The sequence below is a fragment of the Psychrobacillus sp. FSL H8-0510 genome, from assembly GCF_038008345.1.
GTDB classification, from domain to species: Bacteria; Bacillota; Bacilli; order Bacillales_A; family Planococcaceae; genus Psychrobacillus; species Psychrobacillus psychrotolerans.
Window position 1 is genome coordinate 137,600 of the sequence record NZ_JBBOYZ010000002.1, and the last position, 14,415, is coordinate 152,014.

Sequence of the window (14,415 nt, forward strand, 5' to 3'; positions counted from 1 at the left end):
CTGCGGTTCTTTTTTCGGCGAAATAATAATAGGACCATAAAAAAAGCCTTTATCTTCGGAGACAAGGCTCATACTCTATGATGTCCATTAACAAGAATAGTTCAATCTACTTTCAGCTTCAAGCTGGTGTTCAGTTTTGTTATAGGTAAAGCCTTTATCTTCTAGAATGACACACAAGACTACGGTGATGAAGAATAGAAAAAGTAGCATATTGTCCTCCTTTCTTTTTGTATTATAGTAACCTTGATAAATTTTGATAAATGTCTTAATAGTTAGTGAATTTAGTTTTTTCGAGTATATTATTTAGTTTTTTAAGCAAAAAAACACGCCTCTTAAGGGCGTGTTCACAAAGGTCGGTTCAGGTAGGATTCTAATGGAACAAATTGATAACACCCTTACATCGCATTTTAAGAATGATACGGTGCTTATTTCCGATCCAATTTATAATCTGATTTATGAATTACTAATAAAATTATTCCTAAAATACAAGGAAATAAATATATTACTAACATCGTTTCATCTAGGAATTTAAGCATTTCGTAATCTAGGAAATTAATATTTCTCTTTATATATGCTATGAAATTTGGAATAAATAAAATCCAATAAATAACCGTCATTACTATCAATTGTATTTTTGACGCAAATATCAGGGTTAATACGAAAAACAAAGTTGTTAATGCTGCTAAAAAAATGAATGATTTCAACTCTTCCATGCTATAAGTGACTGGTGTATAGGTAGTTAATAATAGTTTCCTCAAAAAACAAAAAATGAGTAAAACTATTGAAAAGAATACACTGATTGTAAAAGATATAATTTGACTAAGTTTCATTATATGTTCCCCCTTCAATGAACTACACTCTTTTTCATACCTGTATGGGACTTTTTCTTAAAATAAAAAAACGCTTAATTACTTAATTTCTTCTTCACAAACTCGTTTTCATTTTAACATAAATATCCAGTTGAATTGAGTTTATTTTAAACAGACGTAGGGTATACGTAGGCTCTGTTAAAAGTAAAGTTAATGAAAGTGGAAAATGTGTTTCCCTATTAAGTATTGGCACTGGATATTTATGTTAAAATAAACGTAAGATTGTGAAAGGCTTCACTTAAACTAACGCGGCAGTTTAATAAAATAAAATGGGGGTGAATTTTTGAAAAGAAACAAAGTAATAATTTTCATTATATCTGTGATTTTTTTATTGTGCTTAGTGTGGATTTTATTTCCTAATAAAAGTGCAGAAGTAAAAAGTTTTACCTATGAGATAGAGGAAAACAATGACGAACTTATTATTGAAGTTAACTTTCAATTCACTAACAATACAGGAAATTTTAGTTATGCAACTATTGTTTTAGACAGTTTTTTTTATCAACGACTTAAGAATCCAGAATCTATTGAACCCATTTTTTTAAACGGTGTAGTATCTGGTTCTACAAGAATAATTATTAACAAAGAGGACTTAACTTCAGACTTTATTGAATCGTTAAAATCAAAGGAAAGAAATCCTTTTCATGCTATAAGTATAGGTGAAGAAATTAGTCTGTAATAACTTAACTAACGGGTGCTTTAGTAAAAAATAGACAGGAAAAAATGAGCTTGGAAATGCTTCTCCAAGCTCATTTTTCTATACAAAATCAACCATTAACTTTAACAAAGTTTTTAAAACACCTCAATAATCAAAATATCTTACCCATACCTCTATCGTACAACATTTCCAAGGTTCTTGATGTTAATCCAACCTTATTTGTCAAGTTCCGATTTAGACATCTCCTCTACATATTGCAGCAAACTAAGAAGAGCCTTGTCACCCGCTTCATTTCGCCATTCTTTCCCGTATCGCAAAATAGATACTACTCCATTATTATTAATAAATGTATACTTTCCATTTTCGACTGTTAATTCAAACATATTATCTTCTCCTTTTGATTGCAGGCTGTCCTGCTCCAGTTTTTTAGTTAGTTACCTCCCATCATATGCACTAATCGTCCATTTCATATGTAAAACCTCTAATAGAAATGTGTATATTCCACATTGAATTTCCTTCTTGACCAATTATAAAAGGACAGCCTTCTATATGTAGAAAAAAGACACAGACTATGAAGTCCTGTGCCTTTTACCGCAATTTAATAATCGTGATCATAATGATGATCATTTGTATTGTCATTCATATCTCTATCCAAATTGTCTCTCGTTTCCTGATCTATACGTTGCTCCTCTTCTTGCCTAAACATGTCATTTAACAAACCACCATCGTAATCAAAAAAGCGGCTTGTTTGTTCATCTGAATATAGAGCTCCAGAAGTGCCCACCGTTACAGTTCGACTCCCTCGACTCTTCAATAATTTGACTGTAGAAGCATCTCTTTTCTTGATACGTCTGTACATCCTTTGTTCTTCTGCCTTATCTTTTACAGCCCGTGCCGAATAAAATGACACAAAGAGCAAAGACACAATTATGAATGTGATCATGTATTTGTCATTCAGCTGTATGTCTGCAATTACATCAACATAAGCTGCAGCAAACAAAATAATAAAGTAAGATACTAAAACGCCCACTCCTGTTGCATATCTTCTCGATGCTATATGACCTGCTCCTAACACGACAAATTCTAGTAGGGCAAGCAAAATAGGCGGTTGTCCTTTTTTCCAAAAGCTTAAAAATACACCGAATATAAGAACCATGCAAATTGGAATTAACCATTCCGTTATCATTAGCCACAACATCACTATAACCCCCTAAGACTACTTTCCCTTACTTCCCATTATAACTGAACGATACAAGTAATAGATATCAAATAATTTCGACAATAAAGAGCAACCATCGGCTGCTCCTGTCGATTATTCTGTTATTCATCCTTAATTTGCAGAACGTGAATCGAATACTCTACTTCTGGAGAAAATCCACAAAATTCGACAACATAACCTTTCGCTTCTGTAATAATTTCTTCTTCAGAAAGTAACGACTTCTCTTCGTGATAGACACTAGCTGACACTTTTACAGGTGTTCCCGTTTCGAAATGAACCTCATAGCTCTGTATTGCATAATTAATAGTTTTTTGAAGTTCTCCCACTTCCTTTGCCTGTTCCCATGTGTGGTGTGCCATAAAACCCTCTACATCATCAAACAATGTAGAAACTCGAAAGACATAATGTTCAAGTGTTTGGTAATCTACAGTGATAGTTTTGTATTTCTTATTGGAGTCATCATCTAATCCTGTTTGTAGTGCGACTAAAACTAATGGATTATTCGTCACTAATTTACTCTTCGATATGACCGCTGCGTTCTTTTCTGTTTTCTCCAATTCATAACTCCTCCTTTTAATAGTCACAAGATATGCCTATTCACATAGCTTTACTAGTTCATTTGCTTGATTCGCTAATTTTTTAACCAAGTAGGAAGTATCTTCAGAGGATTTCATACTCTCTTCGATTGTCTCCAAATTTTCTTTCATATTGTCCAATGTAACTTGTGCTCTTCCACTATCTTTAAAATCCATATAAAAACCCACCTTTTCATTTTAATATTATCAAATCCTGCTTAATTCACGCTCTAATTGGACAAATCGCACATTTGAATGAAAGTCAACACGCGAGATTTCGCCCTTCCAACGAGCTATTTCTTGTTTCCTATTCGGTGCAATCATAGATAATAGAATGACTTGTAGAATAGCGACATCCAAGTTTTCGAAATTATCTCTGTAACGCATCCCAAATAACGGAGACTGTACAAGTTTTCTTTCGATACACTTTACAACTGGTTTAAAATCTTCCTTCTCTTCATCGCTCAGTTTATGCCAAGCGTTTCCTAGAAGTTCTTGCATCCGCTGATTAATCAAGGTTGTGTCATTTTTTTCCCTTGCTTCCTTTCGCTTTTTCTCCTGCTGGTAATACCAGTTTAACTGAGCCTTGTGTTTATCCATTTTTAATATTCCCCTTTCGATGTCCATATCAAATTACTTGCGACTATGTTCGCTCCTTCTATTTGTAATCTTTACATCTTATGCAGGAGCCTTTCTTTTCACAAAGAAGTAAAGTTAGTTTGTTTACTAACGATCGGAATGTTGCCTACAAAAAAAAGAAAGCACATATAGTGCTTCCATTCTTCGCTTGAGTCGATTAATAAACTACTTAACCAAGCTTTCCATATCATAGTTCTTTCGAATATGCTCAATTAAGTCTTTTAATATTTCCACAATTGTCTCGTCTTCTTTTACCGAAGGATGTAATCTTATATTGCAAGAACCTTTTTCCCCTGTTTCTAGATATTTGTTCAAATCAAATGTAACGTAAAACAAAGGAACTTCCTTGTGACCGTTAGTCAATTTTTTAGTTGTTTTGTTTTTCATTCAATAATCCCCCTTTTTATTTATTACTTGTCGTCTCATACCAAACCTGCAATTATGCGAGATCCTCGCTCCTTCTTTTTGTAATCCTTACATCTTATGCAGCACACTATCTTTTCACAAAGGTCTATTGGTTTGTTTATTCACTCTCTCTTGTTTTTTAAAAAAAAGAAAGCACAGGTAAGTGCTTCCTAACAATCTCAATTTGTTTAATTTTTCTTGAATATCCTTACATGTTCACACTTTTCACACTTATAAATTGAAACGGTTTCATTAATATCACTACTAGGTTCTTTATAAAAATCCGTTACAGCAACAGCAAAGTAGTTATGCTTGCAAAAAAACTGTGATAATCTTTTCAGAAATGATATTTCAAACAAGGTCATGCTCCTTTCTAACTCTTTTAGAAAAGGGACGAAGCTGTAAAACTGAAATATTATCCATCTGATACACTCCATCAACTCTAAATTTCATTATGCCTTTTGTTCTACAATGTATTAACCTATTACTTCTTTCCATAGGGTTTTTATATACTCGCTTCGACTTCTTAACCATGCTTGAACTTCTTCGTCTAAAGTATTCTGGTCAATGTTTTCGATGAAAAGATGAGTGTATATCCCTTTACGCTGAAGCATCATACATAATTCCAATGTATATTCTTCATCATTCTGTTTGTAAATGTCGTATCGAAAAACAAAATGATAGGTATCATCAAATCCGTTAGACAAAAACCCTGCATGTGTATCTTTAAAATCTTGCCAAGATGAAAATTTTCCTGTGCAATCACTGTCGTAATAGTTCCCTACTAAACAATTTTGATAATCATGGTTTGTTTCTTTCAACTTTAGTCATCTCCTCATTAGTTATACCGTTCCTTAATCCAACAAAAAATAACTTAATCCCATAGGAAGTAAAACTCTTTCAGAATTGGTTTCCTTTTTCTCGGGGGCGTCACATAAAAACTTAACAATGTCCCATTAGGTTCAAATGCTATGGCCGATACCACATTAATTTCAGACAGGTTAATTTCTTGTCCTGCTTTAATTAATGGCGTTTCCTTTGCCGAAAACTCTGTTCTGACGCTATCCTTACTCAACACTGCATTTTCATTCGAGGCATACTCCACTTTTCCATAAATCTCTTTTAATTCAATTGTTTTAACCTTAATAAAATCCATTAAATCCATTTTTCATTCCCCTTTCTATTCCACCTATATAATCCTATAGATGCCCACACACCATTTGCGAACATAATCGCTCCTGCATTATCTGTTCCCTTCATCATATGCAGCTCCCTTTCTTTTTACAAAAAGACATTCTGTGATTTGTTTACTTCCGATCTTGAAATAAGAAAAGACGCCTCATGAGACGTCTATATTATAATTAATATTTTTAGTTATTCTATCGATTTGTTTCCTATAAGTTCTTTTTGTTCTTCCTTGTGGATATGCCAAATTAATTCGCCAAGGTATTTTGCCTTTAATTCATCCCCACATTGATTCAATTCTGACAAATAGTCTATTATATCTGCATAGTTGCATTGAGACTCTTCTCGAATATGTTCCATTATTGTCATTGTCTTTGTGGGTCTCTTATTCAAAATTTCTTTTAATTCTGCGATTTCTTGTTGTTGTCTTTTGAGTTTTCTTTCGACTCCACAGACTACTTCATAAGCACTTCCAGCATAAGCCCCCACCAAATTATGTCCTTCATCGGATCCATAGTCATTTTCATCAAACAAATTATCCCTAATGTCTGCCAACTTGTCTTCCATCAATTCTTTCTCTGATTTCATACTAATCACTCCCTCATGTTTTTATATTATCTCGTGTTTTACTACGTAGTCACTTCGTTAAGAAGACTAGGGAGAAGTACAACCCTATAACTATAATGGGAGGTAGAAATATGGAAAGCAAAAAACTACATGCTTCTCTTTTATTCAATTTTAAAACCTCCTAATATGCAGCAGTACCGCTCCTTTTTAGTTAACACTCTTTATCCTATGCAGATTGGTTCCAAGCCATAATAAAAAGACCCCCCCTAAAGGACGTCTCTTCCAAATATGTTTATTTCCTTTGCTCTGAAAAGTGAATTGCATGGTTTCATCTGTGTCCTATATCCGCTGCTAAATCCACTGTCCTTTTTGACTTCCAACAAGTGTATCTCGTTCTTCTTGCGTAAGTTCCTGTTGCGTACAACCCGAACTTGCCACACGCTTCCGCATGGCTTCTGTATCCTTATCTTTTTGAATTCGTCTATCAATCAGGTATTGGGTGTTCCCAGACGTTGCTGAAATTAAAAAATATGGTTTATCCACTGCTTCACATCCTTTCCTATTTACCTTTCCTAGAAATATCGTTCCTCTTTTTTGTTGAACCGTTTGGTCGTAATGTGACACAAAATTTTACTCTCGGCTATAGCGTTTTAAGGATTCTTCTGTCTCTTTTTTGGCTTCACTTATCTCGTACTCGAAGGCGATTTTATATTCATTTGCAACTTGTAAGCATCGTCTTACCAACTCTCGTAGATTTGCTTTATTGTATTTCTCAGATAATAATATTTCATCTAATTCGGTTTCAGTTAAGGCTAATAATTCCTTTACTTCATCAATCATGCTTTTAGTCATACTAACGCCTCCTTATGTCGCTTTTTGTGTCTACTGCAACGTATGGTCGAATTGTTCAGCAATAATGAACTTTCCGATGGTTGTCTATCATTCTTTAGAGTTGTGCCTCATAGGTTCTACGAACTTAGTTTACGCACTATACATTACGACTAGTGATTTCTTCTAATATTTTCATAACCCCATCAATAGCTACTAAAGAGATCCTCTTTTCTTCGTATGTTTCACAAGCAAATTTCCTGCTTTCACCATGAATGATTAAATCCTTTTGATTTAATAATGCTATTGTTATCCCTTCAACTTCTTCGTTCATAGAAAAACCTCCTTCTCATTATGTGTCTCCTGCGACAAATATGGTCGTACTACGTAGTAAACAAATCAGGTCTGGCTTTTCGAATTCTGATTCTTAGACATGAATGACAGATTTCTTTTCCGTTAGACAAAGTACCACTCGTCTGCGTATAAGTTTTGAACCAAATGTTGCAATCTCCGCATTTAGCCCACCTTTTCTTTTTCCTTAACCTCTTTGTTTTCGGTGGCTTATTATTGTTCACTGGAAGTTCTCTAAACCTGAATTTCCCGTGCTTATTTCGGTACGATTCCTTCATTTCACAACTTCAGTTCCTTTCTACATAGTTTATGTCAACTGCACAGTATGCGTTCGATCTGTTCAGTGTCGATTAATCCGATATGAGTGCCATCTTGTAGTTAGTCTTAGCTTCATAAAAGCAAACCAACTATTAGTCCATTCAGTTTTCATTTTATAATCTTCTGTATAAAAATTAATTTCATATTTGTACACTAAATAGCCTCCCTCCTAATCATTTTGTGTCAACAGCTGCAAACATTTGCCTTTGTTGCACAATTTGATTCGATGTTTATGTTGTCTCAGACTGTGTTTCTTAATAAATTCTTTCCCCTTTATACTTCTCGTCTAATAAAAACCTTATTTCCATCGGCTCGAAAAAAACTTCTCTGTTTGTCCTGTTACGCCTATTCAATGCTTGACTAAGCTCTCTTGCTCTTTCCTCCGATACATAAGACAGATACCTTTCGGTTCGTTCTCCATTTAAATAAACACCCCACCATTCCATTCGATTCCTCCTTATCTGCAAATAAACTGCTCCTTTTTAATTGATGCTTCCTATTCTATGCAGTAAGGCTCTAAGAAATAAGAAAAAGACGTCTTAAACGACGTCTACAAGATATTTGTTGTAATTGACGACCAGCTTTACGGTTTCAATACTTTTCACCATCCAAAATCGTCATCCTTACATGTAGTAGGGACTAAGATGATGAATGTCACAAGGTTTGGTTCCTTTGTAATTATTATGCACTCTCCACTTTTTTGCTTTTTTATGCCAAATTAATACGTCATATCCCAATTCATCAAGCGTCCTCTGATCATCTGTTGTCGAATATGAGTCGCAACTATACTTGTTCATCTTTAAATCCTCCGGTATGTTTACTCTAAGAGCCACTTCCCCATTATAAGAAGGTTTAATATTGTTGCCTGCGATAAGTCTAAAATTTCCAATTTTACCGTCCCCTAATGCAATGCCGCTCATGATGTATCTATACCTTTTCATCACTCGTCACTCCTTTTAAGTGTCTTAAAGTTCATGGAACTAACTTATGCCTCCTCATTTGCATGCACACTGCTCCTTTTTAATTGATGCTTCCTATTCTATGCAGCAGATTTGAAATACATAAGAAAACGAAAGTTCTACATTTCTGAACAAAAAAAAGGAAGCACCTAATTGCTCCCTTCAACCTGTCTGTTATGACTCTACCTATATTTTTCATTAGGGTTAATTAGTTTTCCTTTTTAATTATCCTTCGTCGTGAATTTTTACTTCAGCTATGGCCACCCGCACCTTTTTAATATAGTCCGTTGCTTTTCCGGTACGATTAAACCCACCAACGCCCTTATTATAAGAGCTCCAAACGTACTCATCTAACTCTTGTCCATTAATTCCTTCATCAGACCATTTATCATAAAGGTCATCCAGCATGAATGTACCCCATATGATATTTACAAAAGGATCTAATGGGTCATTCTTTGTTTTCGTTGCATACGCTAACCATTCATGATTGTTCGGGTTTATCTGAAACAATCCGTAATCATTAGTTACTCCTATTGCATTCGCATCAAACTTACTCTCATGCTTGATAATCGCGAGTGTTTTGTCATAATCAAGTCCTAACTCTACTGTTCGCTCATGCAGAAATTCTTGTTGTTCTTTGGGTAAAGGGATATCAGAACGGTAAATAGTCGATTCTGTTAGTTCTACCGATGCCTTTTCTACCTGAGCTTCCACAACAGGTGTTTTCTCCATTGTTTTAACTTCTTCTACTTTCTCACCCATCGACACCAATTGATTTGATATTGTAATCATTCCAATAATTAATGCTACCTTTTTACCTGCGTCCATCCATTTCGTATTCATATCTAAGGTCCTCCATATGATGCTACTATGCATCTCCATTTTTTTATTCGACTGACTATTATAAGCAAGCCAGATGAATTTATGCCATGTAGGGAAGAAGTAGAATCATTTCTCATCAATACACATATGATGGTTCGAATAATAAAAGGAGGAGCACATAATGAAGAACTATTTATCACTTTTGAAAGAGGTCCTGGAAGAGAATTCGCTAGAAATAGAGGCATATTTGCAGTCGGGGGACAAAGAACATGCACGTGCAGATCGAACTGGAGTCAGTACTTTCAGCCTGTTTGGAAGGCAACTGCGATTTGACTTAGAAAAGGGCTTTCCTGTAGTTACTACAAAACGTGTACCCTTCCGTTTGGTTGTATCTGAATTGATATGGTTCCTACGAGGAGATACCAACATTCGCTTCCTCTTACAGCACAACAATCACATTTGGGACGAATGGGCGTTCAAGCGTTACGTTGCCTCTACCGACTATACGGGTCCAGATATGACTGACTTCGGCTTGCGAGCGACGGAAGACCCACAGTTCGAAGTGCAATATAAGGAGCAGCTGGCATTATTTTGCGAAAAGATCCTAAAAGATGATGTCTTTTCGGAGCAATACGGGGAACTGGGACCTGTATACGGAAAACAATGGCGTGCTTGGGAAGGAAAAGAGGGAAGATATGACCAGATTGCTTGGATTATTAAGGAAATCAAACGAAATCCGAACAGCCGACAACTGATTTTAAACGGGTGGAACGTTGCAGACGTACAGGACGGCAAAATGGCCCTTCCCCCATGTCACACAATGTTTCAATTGTACGTAAGAGATGGAAAACTCGACGGACAGCTATACCAAAGATCGTGCGACCTGTTCCTTGGCGGGCCCTTCAATTTTCCTTCTTATGCACTCCTGATACACTTCCTAGCAAAATGGACCGGATTAGAAGTTGGCGAACTTGTCGTGACATTCGGCGATTCTCATATCTACTCGAATCACCTGACGCAAGTGAATGAGCAGTTGAGCAGAGAAGTCCGAGAACTTCCAACCCTCGTCTTGCCTGAAGATATAGGAGAGCTAGAAGATATCTACAAGCTCAATCCTGCGGACATCACATTGCTAAATTATGATCATCATCCAGCCATAAAAGCACCCGTAGCTGTTTAATAAAATAAAAAAGACCTCGTTCAATTGAACGGGGTCTCTTTATGTCAATCCATACTGGATTGTTTCTTGATAGGTGTCACACGTGATTGTTTCAGATACCCCATTGCGATTTCCATTTGCTCCTTTTGAGAGAGCTTGAAAAAACCTGGAGTTCTAAACGCATCCATTGTAAACGAAAGCATCGCTTCTTCATCTTTTTCAGTGGGCTTAAACTCTTTCACGAAGCATCCTCCTCAAAACCAAGTACCTGCTGAATTCGATAAAAATGAAGACGTCTTGGGTCATTAAATACCTGCTGTACCTCTTCACGTATCGCATTGTACCATTCTCTATGGTTAATAATAAGGTCTACATAAGGGTTTTGTCCACTCTGTTCGGTCCCAATGAAATCTCCTGTTCCTCGAAGAGCCAGATCTTCACTTGCAACGACAAATCCATCATTCGTTCTCGTCATGACATCTAGTTTACGTTGTCCCTCCGCTTTCGAAAGGAGAATACAATAAGATGCTTTGTCGCCACGTCCTACACGTCCTCTCAGTTGGTGAAGCTGTGCTAATCCGAATCTTTCTGCGTTACGTAATACAATAATTGTCGCATTTGGCACATTCACACCTACTTCAATAATGGTTGTGGATACCAAAACATTCGTTTCACCTCTAGTAAACCGCCCAATGGCCTCTTCCACTTCTGAACCTTTCATTTTCCCTGAAATCATCTCCACCTTAAGGAGAGGTTCTTTTTTGGAAAGTTCCTGTAGCTCTTTAAAAGTTTCTTCGACAGATTTCACTCCTTGCATGGCTTCGGCATCTGATTCGTCAATTAGCGGACAAACTACATATGCTTGGTGTCCTTTCTCGACCTGACCAACAACCCCAGTCCACGCTCGCTCTTCTGTCTCTAATCTAACAGTACGGACGGGTTTTCGACCATTCGGCATTGACTTAATAGAAAACACATCAACCGTTTCTCCAAGGACTGCAAATGCCAACGTTCTTGGTATTGGAGTTGCACTCATACCTATGTGATGAACGCCAGCTCTCGCTTTTTCTCTCAATGCTTCACGTTGTTTCACGCCAAAACGATGTTCTTCATCGACAATCGTCATAGCCAAGCTTTTAAAACGTACATCTTTGGAAATAACTGCATGTGTCCCAACGATCACCTGCACTTCACCTTCTGCAATTTCCTTGATTACTTTCTTCTTTTCCCTTACTTTCATGTCTCCCGATAAAAAAGCTACTTTATAAGGTGTACCGGTTAGGATTCGTTCTACTTCTTCAAAATGTTGCTTTGCTAGCACTTGTGTGGGAGCCATAATTGCTGCTTGGTGTCCGCTTCCCACCAATATACTCATTAATAATATCGCCACAATGGTCTTACCACAACCAACATCCCCTTGAACAAGGGCTTCCACTCGGTCTCCTGCTTTTAATTTTCGGTGAACTTCTGTAATAACGTCTTTTTGTCCATCCGTTAAATTAAACGGTAGTTTATCATGAATCGTATTAAACAAAGCCATATCCTTTACTCTGTACGGAGACACCTTAGTTAAGGTGCGGTCTTTTTCTTCCATTTTCATTGCATAAGTGAAGAGATCTTCAAACACCTTGGTTTTTTTCGCATGTTCAATTGCATCCAACGCTTTCGGACGATGAAGTGTTTCTATCGCCTTTTTTCCGTCCATCAACTGAAACTTGGTACGCACAGAAAGTTCGAGTGTTTCCGACCAAGCATGTACAGACAAGGCTGAATGTATGGTTTTCGTCAAATATTCTTCCGACATTCCTTTAATCTTGGAGTAAATCGGATAGATACGACGGGCAGATGGTGAGTCTTTTGTAAATAGAAAGGGAACCGTAAATCTTGGTCCATAACTAAACTTGTCATATTCGATGACCCCGCCGACAATTACCGTATCTCCTTCTTCATATTTTTTCAGCATATATTCTGCTCCAAACCACACCACTGAAAATTTCTTCCCTTGTTCATCAACCAGCTGAAAAGAAGATGTTTTCGGACTGCTTTTCTTTCCAGTTATTTTCCCAATTACCGCAACGTCTTCACCATATTTGACCTGACTGATCATCATTGGAGCTCGATAATCTTTGTACTTTCTTGGTATGAATCCTACTAATTCTTCCATGGTTTCTATTCCTTTTGCCTTTAATTGATTTTCCTTTGCCTTCGGCAGCTCTAATACCCCTATTGTCATATTGACACACTCCTTTTTAAGTGAGATTTCTCTCCTTTTCTATCATCTTCTCGTTATTGTATGGGAATCAGAGGAAATTATGAGTTCAACCACGTCCGATTTAGATAATAAAGCAATCTCTTTTCCCATATGATAAACAAACTAAGAAAGAGGAGTGAAGAGAATGGAGAAAGACGAGAAAGAATATATTGCCCCAGAAGATGACCTCCTAGATTTCCAGGAGGCAGATGACCACTATTCCGTGGAAGAAGAAAAAGAAGAGAAAGAACTAGATACAGAACCTTTGGAAACAGAAACACAGGAGGAAGAATCACCCAAACTAACATTCCTTGATAAATTAGAAACTTTCTATAGTAGCTATAAGATGTGGCTATTTGTCATAGGAGGAATAATACTCATGCTGTTGCTTGCAGTTTCCGTTTCTGGTCTATTGCAATCAACTCCTGACAAAGAAGATACTCCTCTGGTGGTGTTGGAACAAATAAATGAAGAAAAAGAACAAGTAGTAGCTGATGAAAAAGCAGCAACAGCCGACTCGCCAACTGCTCTCCAGTTGTTATTGACGTCCATTCAGGTATCTAACAATACAATGGTAACTCAATCAATGAGTAACATAACTTACATTGAGCAGTACCGAGCAAACCAAGCAAATAAAATTGGCTTAGAGTCGCACTTGAGAAAATCTTTACGTGAAAAACAAATCGCTCAGACAGAATTTTTGCAACAAGAAAATGCTTTTGACAAACAAGGGATGTCCGTTGTTTTTCACGAAACAGCAGAGCGTAACGAGTATTCTGTAGACTTCACTACACAACTAATAGAAGAACTTGTTGGAGGCACAAAGAATTTTGAGCGGGTCATCGAATCACATAGACAGATAGATAGTTTGCAAGACAGCAGTCAGCTTAGTGCAATTATCCGCTATTTAGAAAAACAAGAGATTTCGTACAGCGAAGAAAACGGTAAAGTATTCGTGCAATAAAACGTTTGTTATTGAAACCCTCCTAATTGTATAGAATAGAATGTTCTAAACACTAATGGAGTCAGTTATTACTGACAGATTAAGGAGGGTTCAACATGCAAGAAGTGGAAATGGTAAATGAAAAGGTAGAAAGATTCAGTAAAGAAGGGCAAGAAAATGAACGCTTTACTTCTATGATTAATTGGGCAAGCCGCATGATGAGTCTTACATTGAAAGAAAAACAGATTCGTCAGTTCCAAGCACCTAAGCGTGGGGAGATTTGGACAGTTGATCTAGGAGAGAATGTTGGTTCAGAAGAGAACAAAATAAGACCTTGTTTAATTATTCAAGATGATGAGACGAACCGTGTTGCGACGACAACGGTTATCTTGCCGATTACCAAGCGTCAACCTAGATTTTTCTCCCATGTTCGCATCAAGCCGGAAGACACAATGGATGAAAATTGTTCCATTGACGGTTCAATAATGACAGAGCAGATTCGAGTGGTATCAAAAGCAAGACTTGGAAAGCAACCAATTGGCAGCGTGAGTCAGTCGGTGCTCGACAAGCTAGATTGGACCATGAATCAAGCATTGGGTTTAAAAACTGGAGGTTAAGAACGAAGGGGTCGTTCCAATTGAACACCCCTTTTTTCAATTAAAAAGGAGAA

At 36.8% G+C, this 14,415-nt stretch carries 23 protein-coding genes; 4 read left to right on the forward strand and 19 right to left on the reverse strand.

Features of this window, described 5'->3' with window-relative positions; all coding sequences use genetic code 11:
- Positions 1-425 precede the first annotated feature (425 nt).
- On the reverse strand, positions 426-830 hold the full coding sequence (locus MHI40_RS20550; RefSeq protein WP_340765619.1) for a hypothetical protein: 405 nt from the start codon (positions 828-830) through the stop codon (positions 426-428).
- A gap of 322 nt (positions 831-1,152) precedes the next feature.
- On the opposite strand from MHI40_RS20550, the gene MHI40_RS20555 reads away from it, so the two are divergent.
- On the forward strand, positions 1,153-1,545 hold the full coding sequence (locus tag MHI40_RS20555; RefSeq protein WP_340765038.1) for a hypothetical protein: 393 nt from the start codon (positions 1,153-1,155) through the stop codon (positions 1,543-1,545).
- A gap of 194 nt (positions 1,546-1,739) precedes the next feature.
- Here the strand turns inward: MHI40_RS20555 and MHI40_RS20560 are convergent, their stop codons facing one another.
- From MHI40_RS20560 to MHI40_RS20635, 16 genes are all read right to left on the reverse strand, one after another.
- Entirely contained in the window at positions 1,740-1,907 is a 168-nt protein-coding gene (locus MHI40_RS20560; RefSeq protein ID WP_340765040.1) for a hypothetical protein, read from the reverse strand.
- 215 nt (positions 1,908-2,122) lie between these two features.
- Positions 2,123-2,722 (reverse strand): hypothetical protein, encoded by a 600-nt coding sequence (locus MHI40_RS20565; protein WP_340765042.1) that lies wholly within the window; start codon positions 2,720-2,722, stop codon positions 2,123-2,125.
- A 122-nt stretch (positions 2,723-2,844) separates the two neighbouring features.
- Positions 2,845-3,300, reverse strand: a complete 456-nt coding sequence (locus tag MHI40_RS20570; protein WP_340765043.1) for a hypothetical protein — start codon at positions 3,298-3,300, stop codon at positions 2,845-2,847.
- A 36-nt stretch (positions 3,301-3,336) separates the two neighbouring features.
- A complete protein-coding gene (locus MHI40_RS20575) occupies positions 3,337-3,495 on the reverse strand; it encodes a hypothetical protein (protein WP_340765046.1) in 159 nt (52 codons plus the stop codon).
- 30 nt (positions 3,496-3,525) lie between these two features.
- Positions 3,526-3,918, reverse strand: coding sequence for a hypothetical protein (locus MHI40_RS20580; RefSeq protein WP_340765048.1), 393 nt, complete (start codon positions 3,916-3,918; stop codon positions 3,526-3,528).
- A gap of 204 nt (positions 3,919-4,122) precedes the next feature.
- Complete coding sequence (locus MHI40_RS20585; RefSeq protein WP_340765049.1) at positions 4,123-4,344, reverse strand: hypothetical protein; 222 nt, start codon at positions 4,342-4,344, stop codon at positions 4,123-4,125.
- Positions 4,345-4,838: 494 nt separating this feature from the next.
- The gene (locus MHI40_RS20590) at positions 4,839-5,183 is read right to left on the reverse strand and encodes a hypothetical protein (RefSeq protein WP_340765052.1); all 345 of its coding nucleotides are present in this window, start codon (positions 5,181-5,183) and stop codon (positions 4,839-4,841) included.
- 53 nt (positions 5,184-5,236) lie between these two features.
- The gene (locus tag MHI40_RS20595; protein ID WP_340765054.1) at positions 5,237-5,527 is read right to left on the reverse strand and encodes a hypothetical protein; all 291 of its coding nucleotides are present in this window, start codon (positions 5,525-5,527) and stop codon (positions 5,237-5,239) included.
- Between the two features lie 209 nt (positions 5,528-5,736).
- A complete protein-coding gene (locus MHI40_RS20600) occupies positions 5,737-6,135 on the reverse strand; it encodes a hypothetical protein (RefSeq protein WP_340765055.1) in 399 nt (132 codons plus the stop codon).
- Positions 6,136-6,465: 330 nt separating this feature from the next.
- Positions 6,466-6,657 carry a hypothetical protein gene (locus MHI40_RS20605; protein ID WP_340765057.1) on the reverse strand — a complete coding sequence of 64 codons (192 nt, stop codon included), beginning with the start codon at positions 6,655-6,657 and terminating at the stop codon, positions 6,466-6,468.
- A gap of 87 nt (positions 6,658-6,744) precedes the next feature.
- Entirely contained in the window at positions 6,745-6,966 is a 222-nt protein-coding gene (locus MHI40_RS20610; protein ID WP_340765059.1) for a hypothetical protein, read from the reverse strand.
- A 136-nt stretch (positions 6,967-7,102) separates the two neighbouring features.
- Positions 7,103-7,276, reverse strand: coding sequence for a hypothetical protein (locus tag MHI40_RS20615; protein WP_340765061.1), 174 nt, complete (start codon positions 7,274-7,276; stop codon positions 7,103-7,105).
- Between the two features lie 357 nt (positions 7,277-7,633).
- A complete protein-coding gene (locus tag MHI40_RS20620) occupies positions 7,634-7,765 on the reverse strand; it encodes a hypothetical protein (RefSeq protein ID WP_340765063.1) in 132 nt (43 codons plus the stop codon).
- Positions 7,766-7,865: 100 nt separating this feature from the next.
- The gene (locus MHI40_RS20625; RefSeq protein WP_340765065.1) at positions 7,866-8,057 is read right to left on the reverse strand and encodes a hypothetical protein; all 192 of its coding nucleotides are present in this window, start codon (positions 8,055-8,057) and stop codon (positions 7,866-7,868) included.
- 177 nt (positions 8,058-8,234) lie between these two features.
- Complete coding sequence (locus tag MHI40_RS20630) at positions 8,235-8,552, reverse strand: hypothetical protein (protein ID WP_340765067.1); 318 nt, start codon at positions 8,550-8,552, stop codon at positions 8,235-8,237.
- Positions 8,553-8,795: 243 nt separating this feature from the next.
- Complete coding sequence (locus tag MHI40_RS20635; RefSeq protein ID WP_340765069.1) at positions 8,796-9,413, reverse strand: transglycosylase SLT domain-containing protein; 618 nt, start codon at positions 9,411-9,413, stop codon at positions 8,796-8,798.
- A 160-nt stretch (positions 9,414-9,573) separates the two neighbouring features.
- Between MHI40_RS20635 and MHI40_RS20640 the strand changes: the two genes are divergently transcribed.
- Positions 9,574-10,572, forward strand: a complete 999-nt coding sequence (locus MHI40_RS20640) for a thymidylate synthase (protein ID WP_340765071.1) — start codon at positions 9,574-9,576, stop codon at positions 10,570-10,572.
- Between the two features lie 44 nt (positions 10,573-10,616).
- On the opposite strand, the gene MHI40_RS20645 is transcribed toward MHI40_RS20640, so the two are convergent.
- Entirely contained in the window at positions 10,617-10,793 is a 177-nt protein-coding gene (locus MHI40_RS20645) for a hypothetical protein (protein WP_340765073.1), read from the reverse strand.
- Positions 10,790-12,784 carry an ATP-dependent DNA helicase RecG gene (locus tag MHI40_RS20650; protein ID WP_340765075.1) on the reverse strand — a complete coding sequence of 665 codons (1,995 nt, stop codon included), beginning with the start codon at positions 12,782-12,784 and terminating at the stop codon, positions 10,790-10,792. Before MHI40_RS20650 ends, MHI40_RS20645 begins: the two co-directional genes overlap by 4 nt.
- A 163-nt stretch (positions 12,785-12,947) precedes the next feature.
- Here MHI40_RS20650 and MHI40_RS20655 point away from each other — a divergent pair, with 163 nt between their 5' ends.
- Positions 12,948-13,766 carry a hypothetical protein gene (locus MHI40_RS20655; protein ID WP_340765078.1) on the forward strand — a complete coding sequence of 273 codons (819 nt, stop codon included), beginning with the start codon at positions 12,948-12,950 and terminating at the stop codon, positions 13,764-13,766.
- Between the two features lie 95 nt (positions 13,767-13,861).
- The gene (locus MHI40_RS20660; RefSeq protein WP_340765079.1) at positions 13,862-14,362 is read left to right on the forward strand and encodes a type II toxin-antitoxin system PemK/MazF family toxin; all 501 of its coding nucleotides are present in this window, start codon (positions 13,862-13,864) and stop codon (positions 14,360-14,362) included.
- Positions 14,363-14,415 lie beyond the last annotated feature (53 nt).

Coding starts and splice junctions, on each gene's coding strand:
- MHI40_RS20550 (WP_340765619.1), bottom strand. CDS start 830: ATGAAACTTAGTCAAATTATATCTTTTACAATCAGTGTATTCTTTTCA.
- MHI40_RS20560 (WP_340765040.1), bottom strand. CDS start 1,907: ATGTTTGAATTAACAGTCGAAAATGGAAAGTATACATTTATTAATAAT.
- MHI40_RS20565 (WP_340765042.1), bottom strand. CDS start 2,722: ATGTTGTGGCTAATGATAACGGAATGGTTAATTCCAATTTGCATGGTT.
- MHI40_RS20575 (WP_340765046.1), bottom strand. CDS start 3,495: ATGGATTTTAAAGATAGTGGAAGAGCACAAGTTACATTGGACAATATG.
- MHI40_RS20580 (WP_340765048.1), bottom strand. CDS start 3,918: ATGGATAAACACAAGGCTCAGTTAAACTGGTATTACCAGCAGGAGAAA.
- MHI40_RS20585 (WP_340765049.1), bottom strand. CDS start 4,344: ATGAAAAACAAAACAACTAAAAAATTGACTAACGGTCACAAGGAAGTT.
- MHI40_RS20595 (WP_340765054.1), bottom strand. CDS start 5,527: ATGGATTTAATGGATTTTATTAAGGTTAAAACAATTGAATTAAAAGAG.
- MHI40_RS20600 (WP_340765055.1), bottom strand. CDS start 6,135: ATGAAATCAGAGAAAGAATTGATGGAAGACAAGTTGGCAGACATTAGG.
- MHI40_RS20610 (WP_340765059.1), bottom strand. CDS start 6,966: ATGACTAAAAGCATGATTGATGAAGTAAAGGAATTATTAGCCTTAACT.
- MHI40_RS20615 (WP_340765061.1), bottom strand. CDS start 7,276: ATGAACGAAGAAGTTGAAGGGATAACAATAGCATTATTAAATCAAAAG.
- MHI40_RS20625 (WP_340765065.1), bottom strand. CDS start 8,057: ATGGAATGGTGGGGTGTTTATTTAAATGGAGAACGAACCGAAAGGTAT.
- MHI40_RS20630 (WP_340765067.1), bottom strand. CDS start 8,552: ATGAAAAGGTATAGATACATCATGAGCGGCATTGCATTAGGGGACGGT.
- MHI40_RS20635 (WP_340765069.1), bottom strand. CDS start 9,413: ATGAATACGAAATGGATGGACGCAGGTAAAAAGGTAGCATTAATTATT.
- MHI40_RS20640 (WP_340765071.1), top strand. CDS start 9,574: ATGAAGAACTATTTATCACTTTTGAAAGAGGTCCTGGAAGAGAATTCG.
- MHI40_RS20650 (WP_340765075.1), bottom strand. CDS start 12,784: ATGACAATAGGGGTATTAGAGCTGCCGAAGGCAAAGGAAAATCAATTA.
- MHI40_RS20655 (WP_340765078.1), top strand. CDS start 12,948: ATGGAGAAAGACGAGAAAGAATATATTGCCCCAGAAGATGACCTCCTA.
- MHI40_RS20660 (WP_340765079.1), top strand. CDS start 13,862: ATGCAAGAAGTGGAAATGGTAAATGAAAAGGTAGAAAGATTCAGTAAA.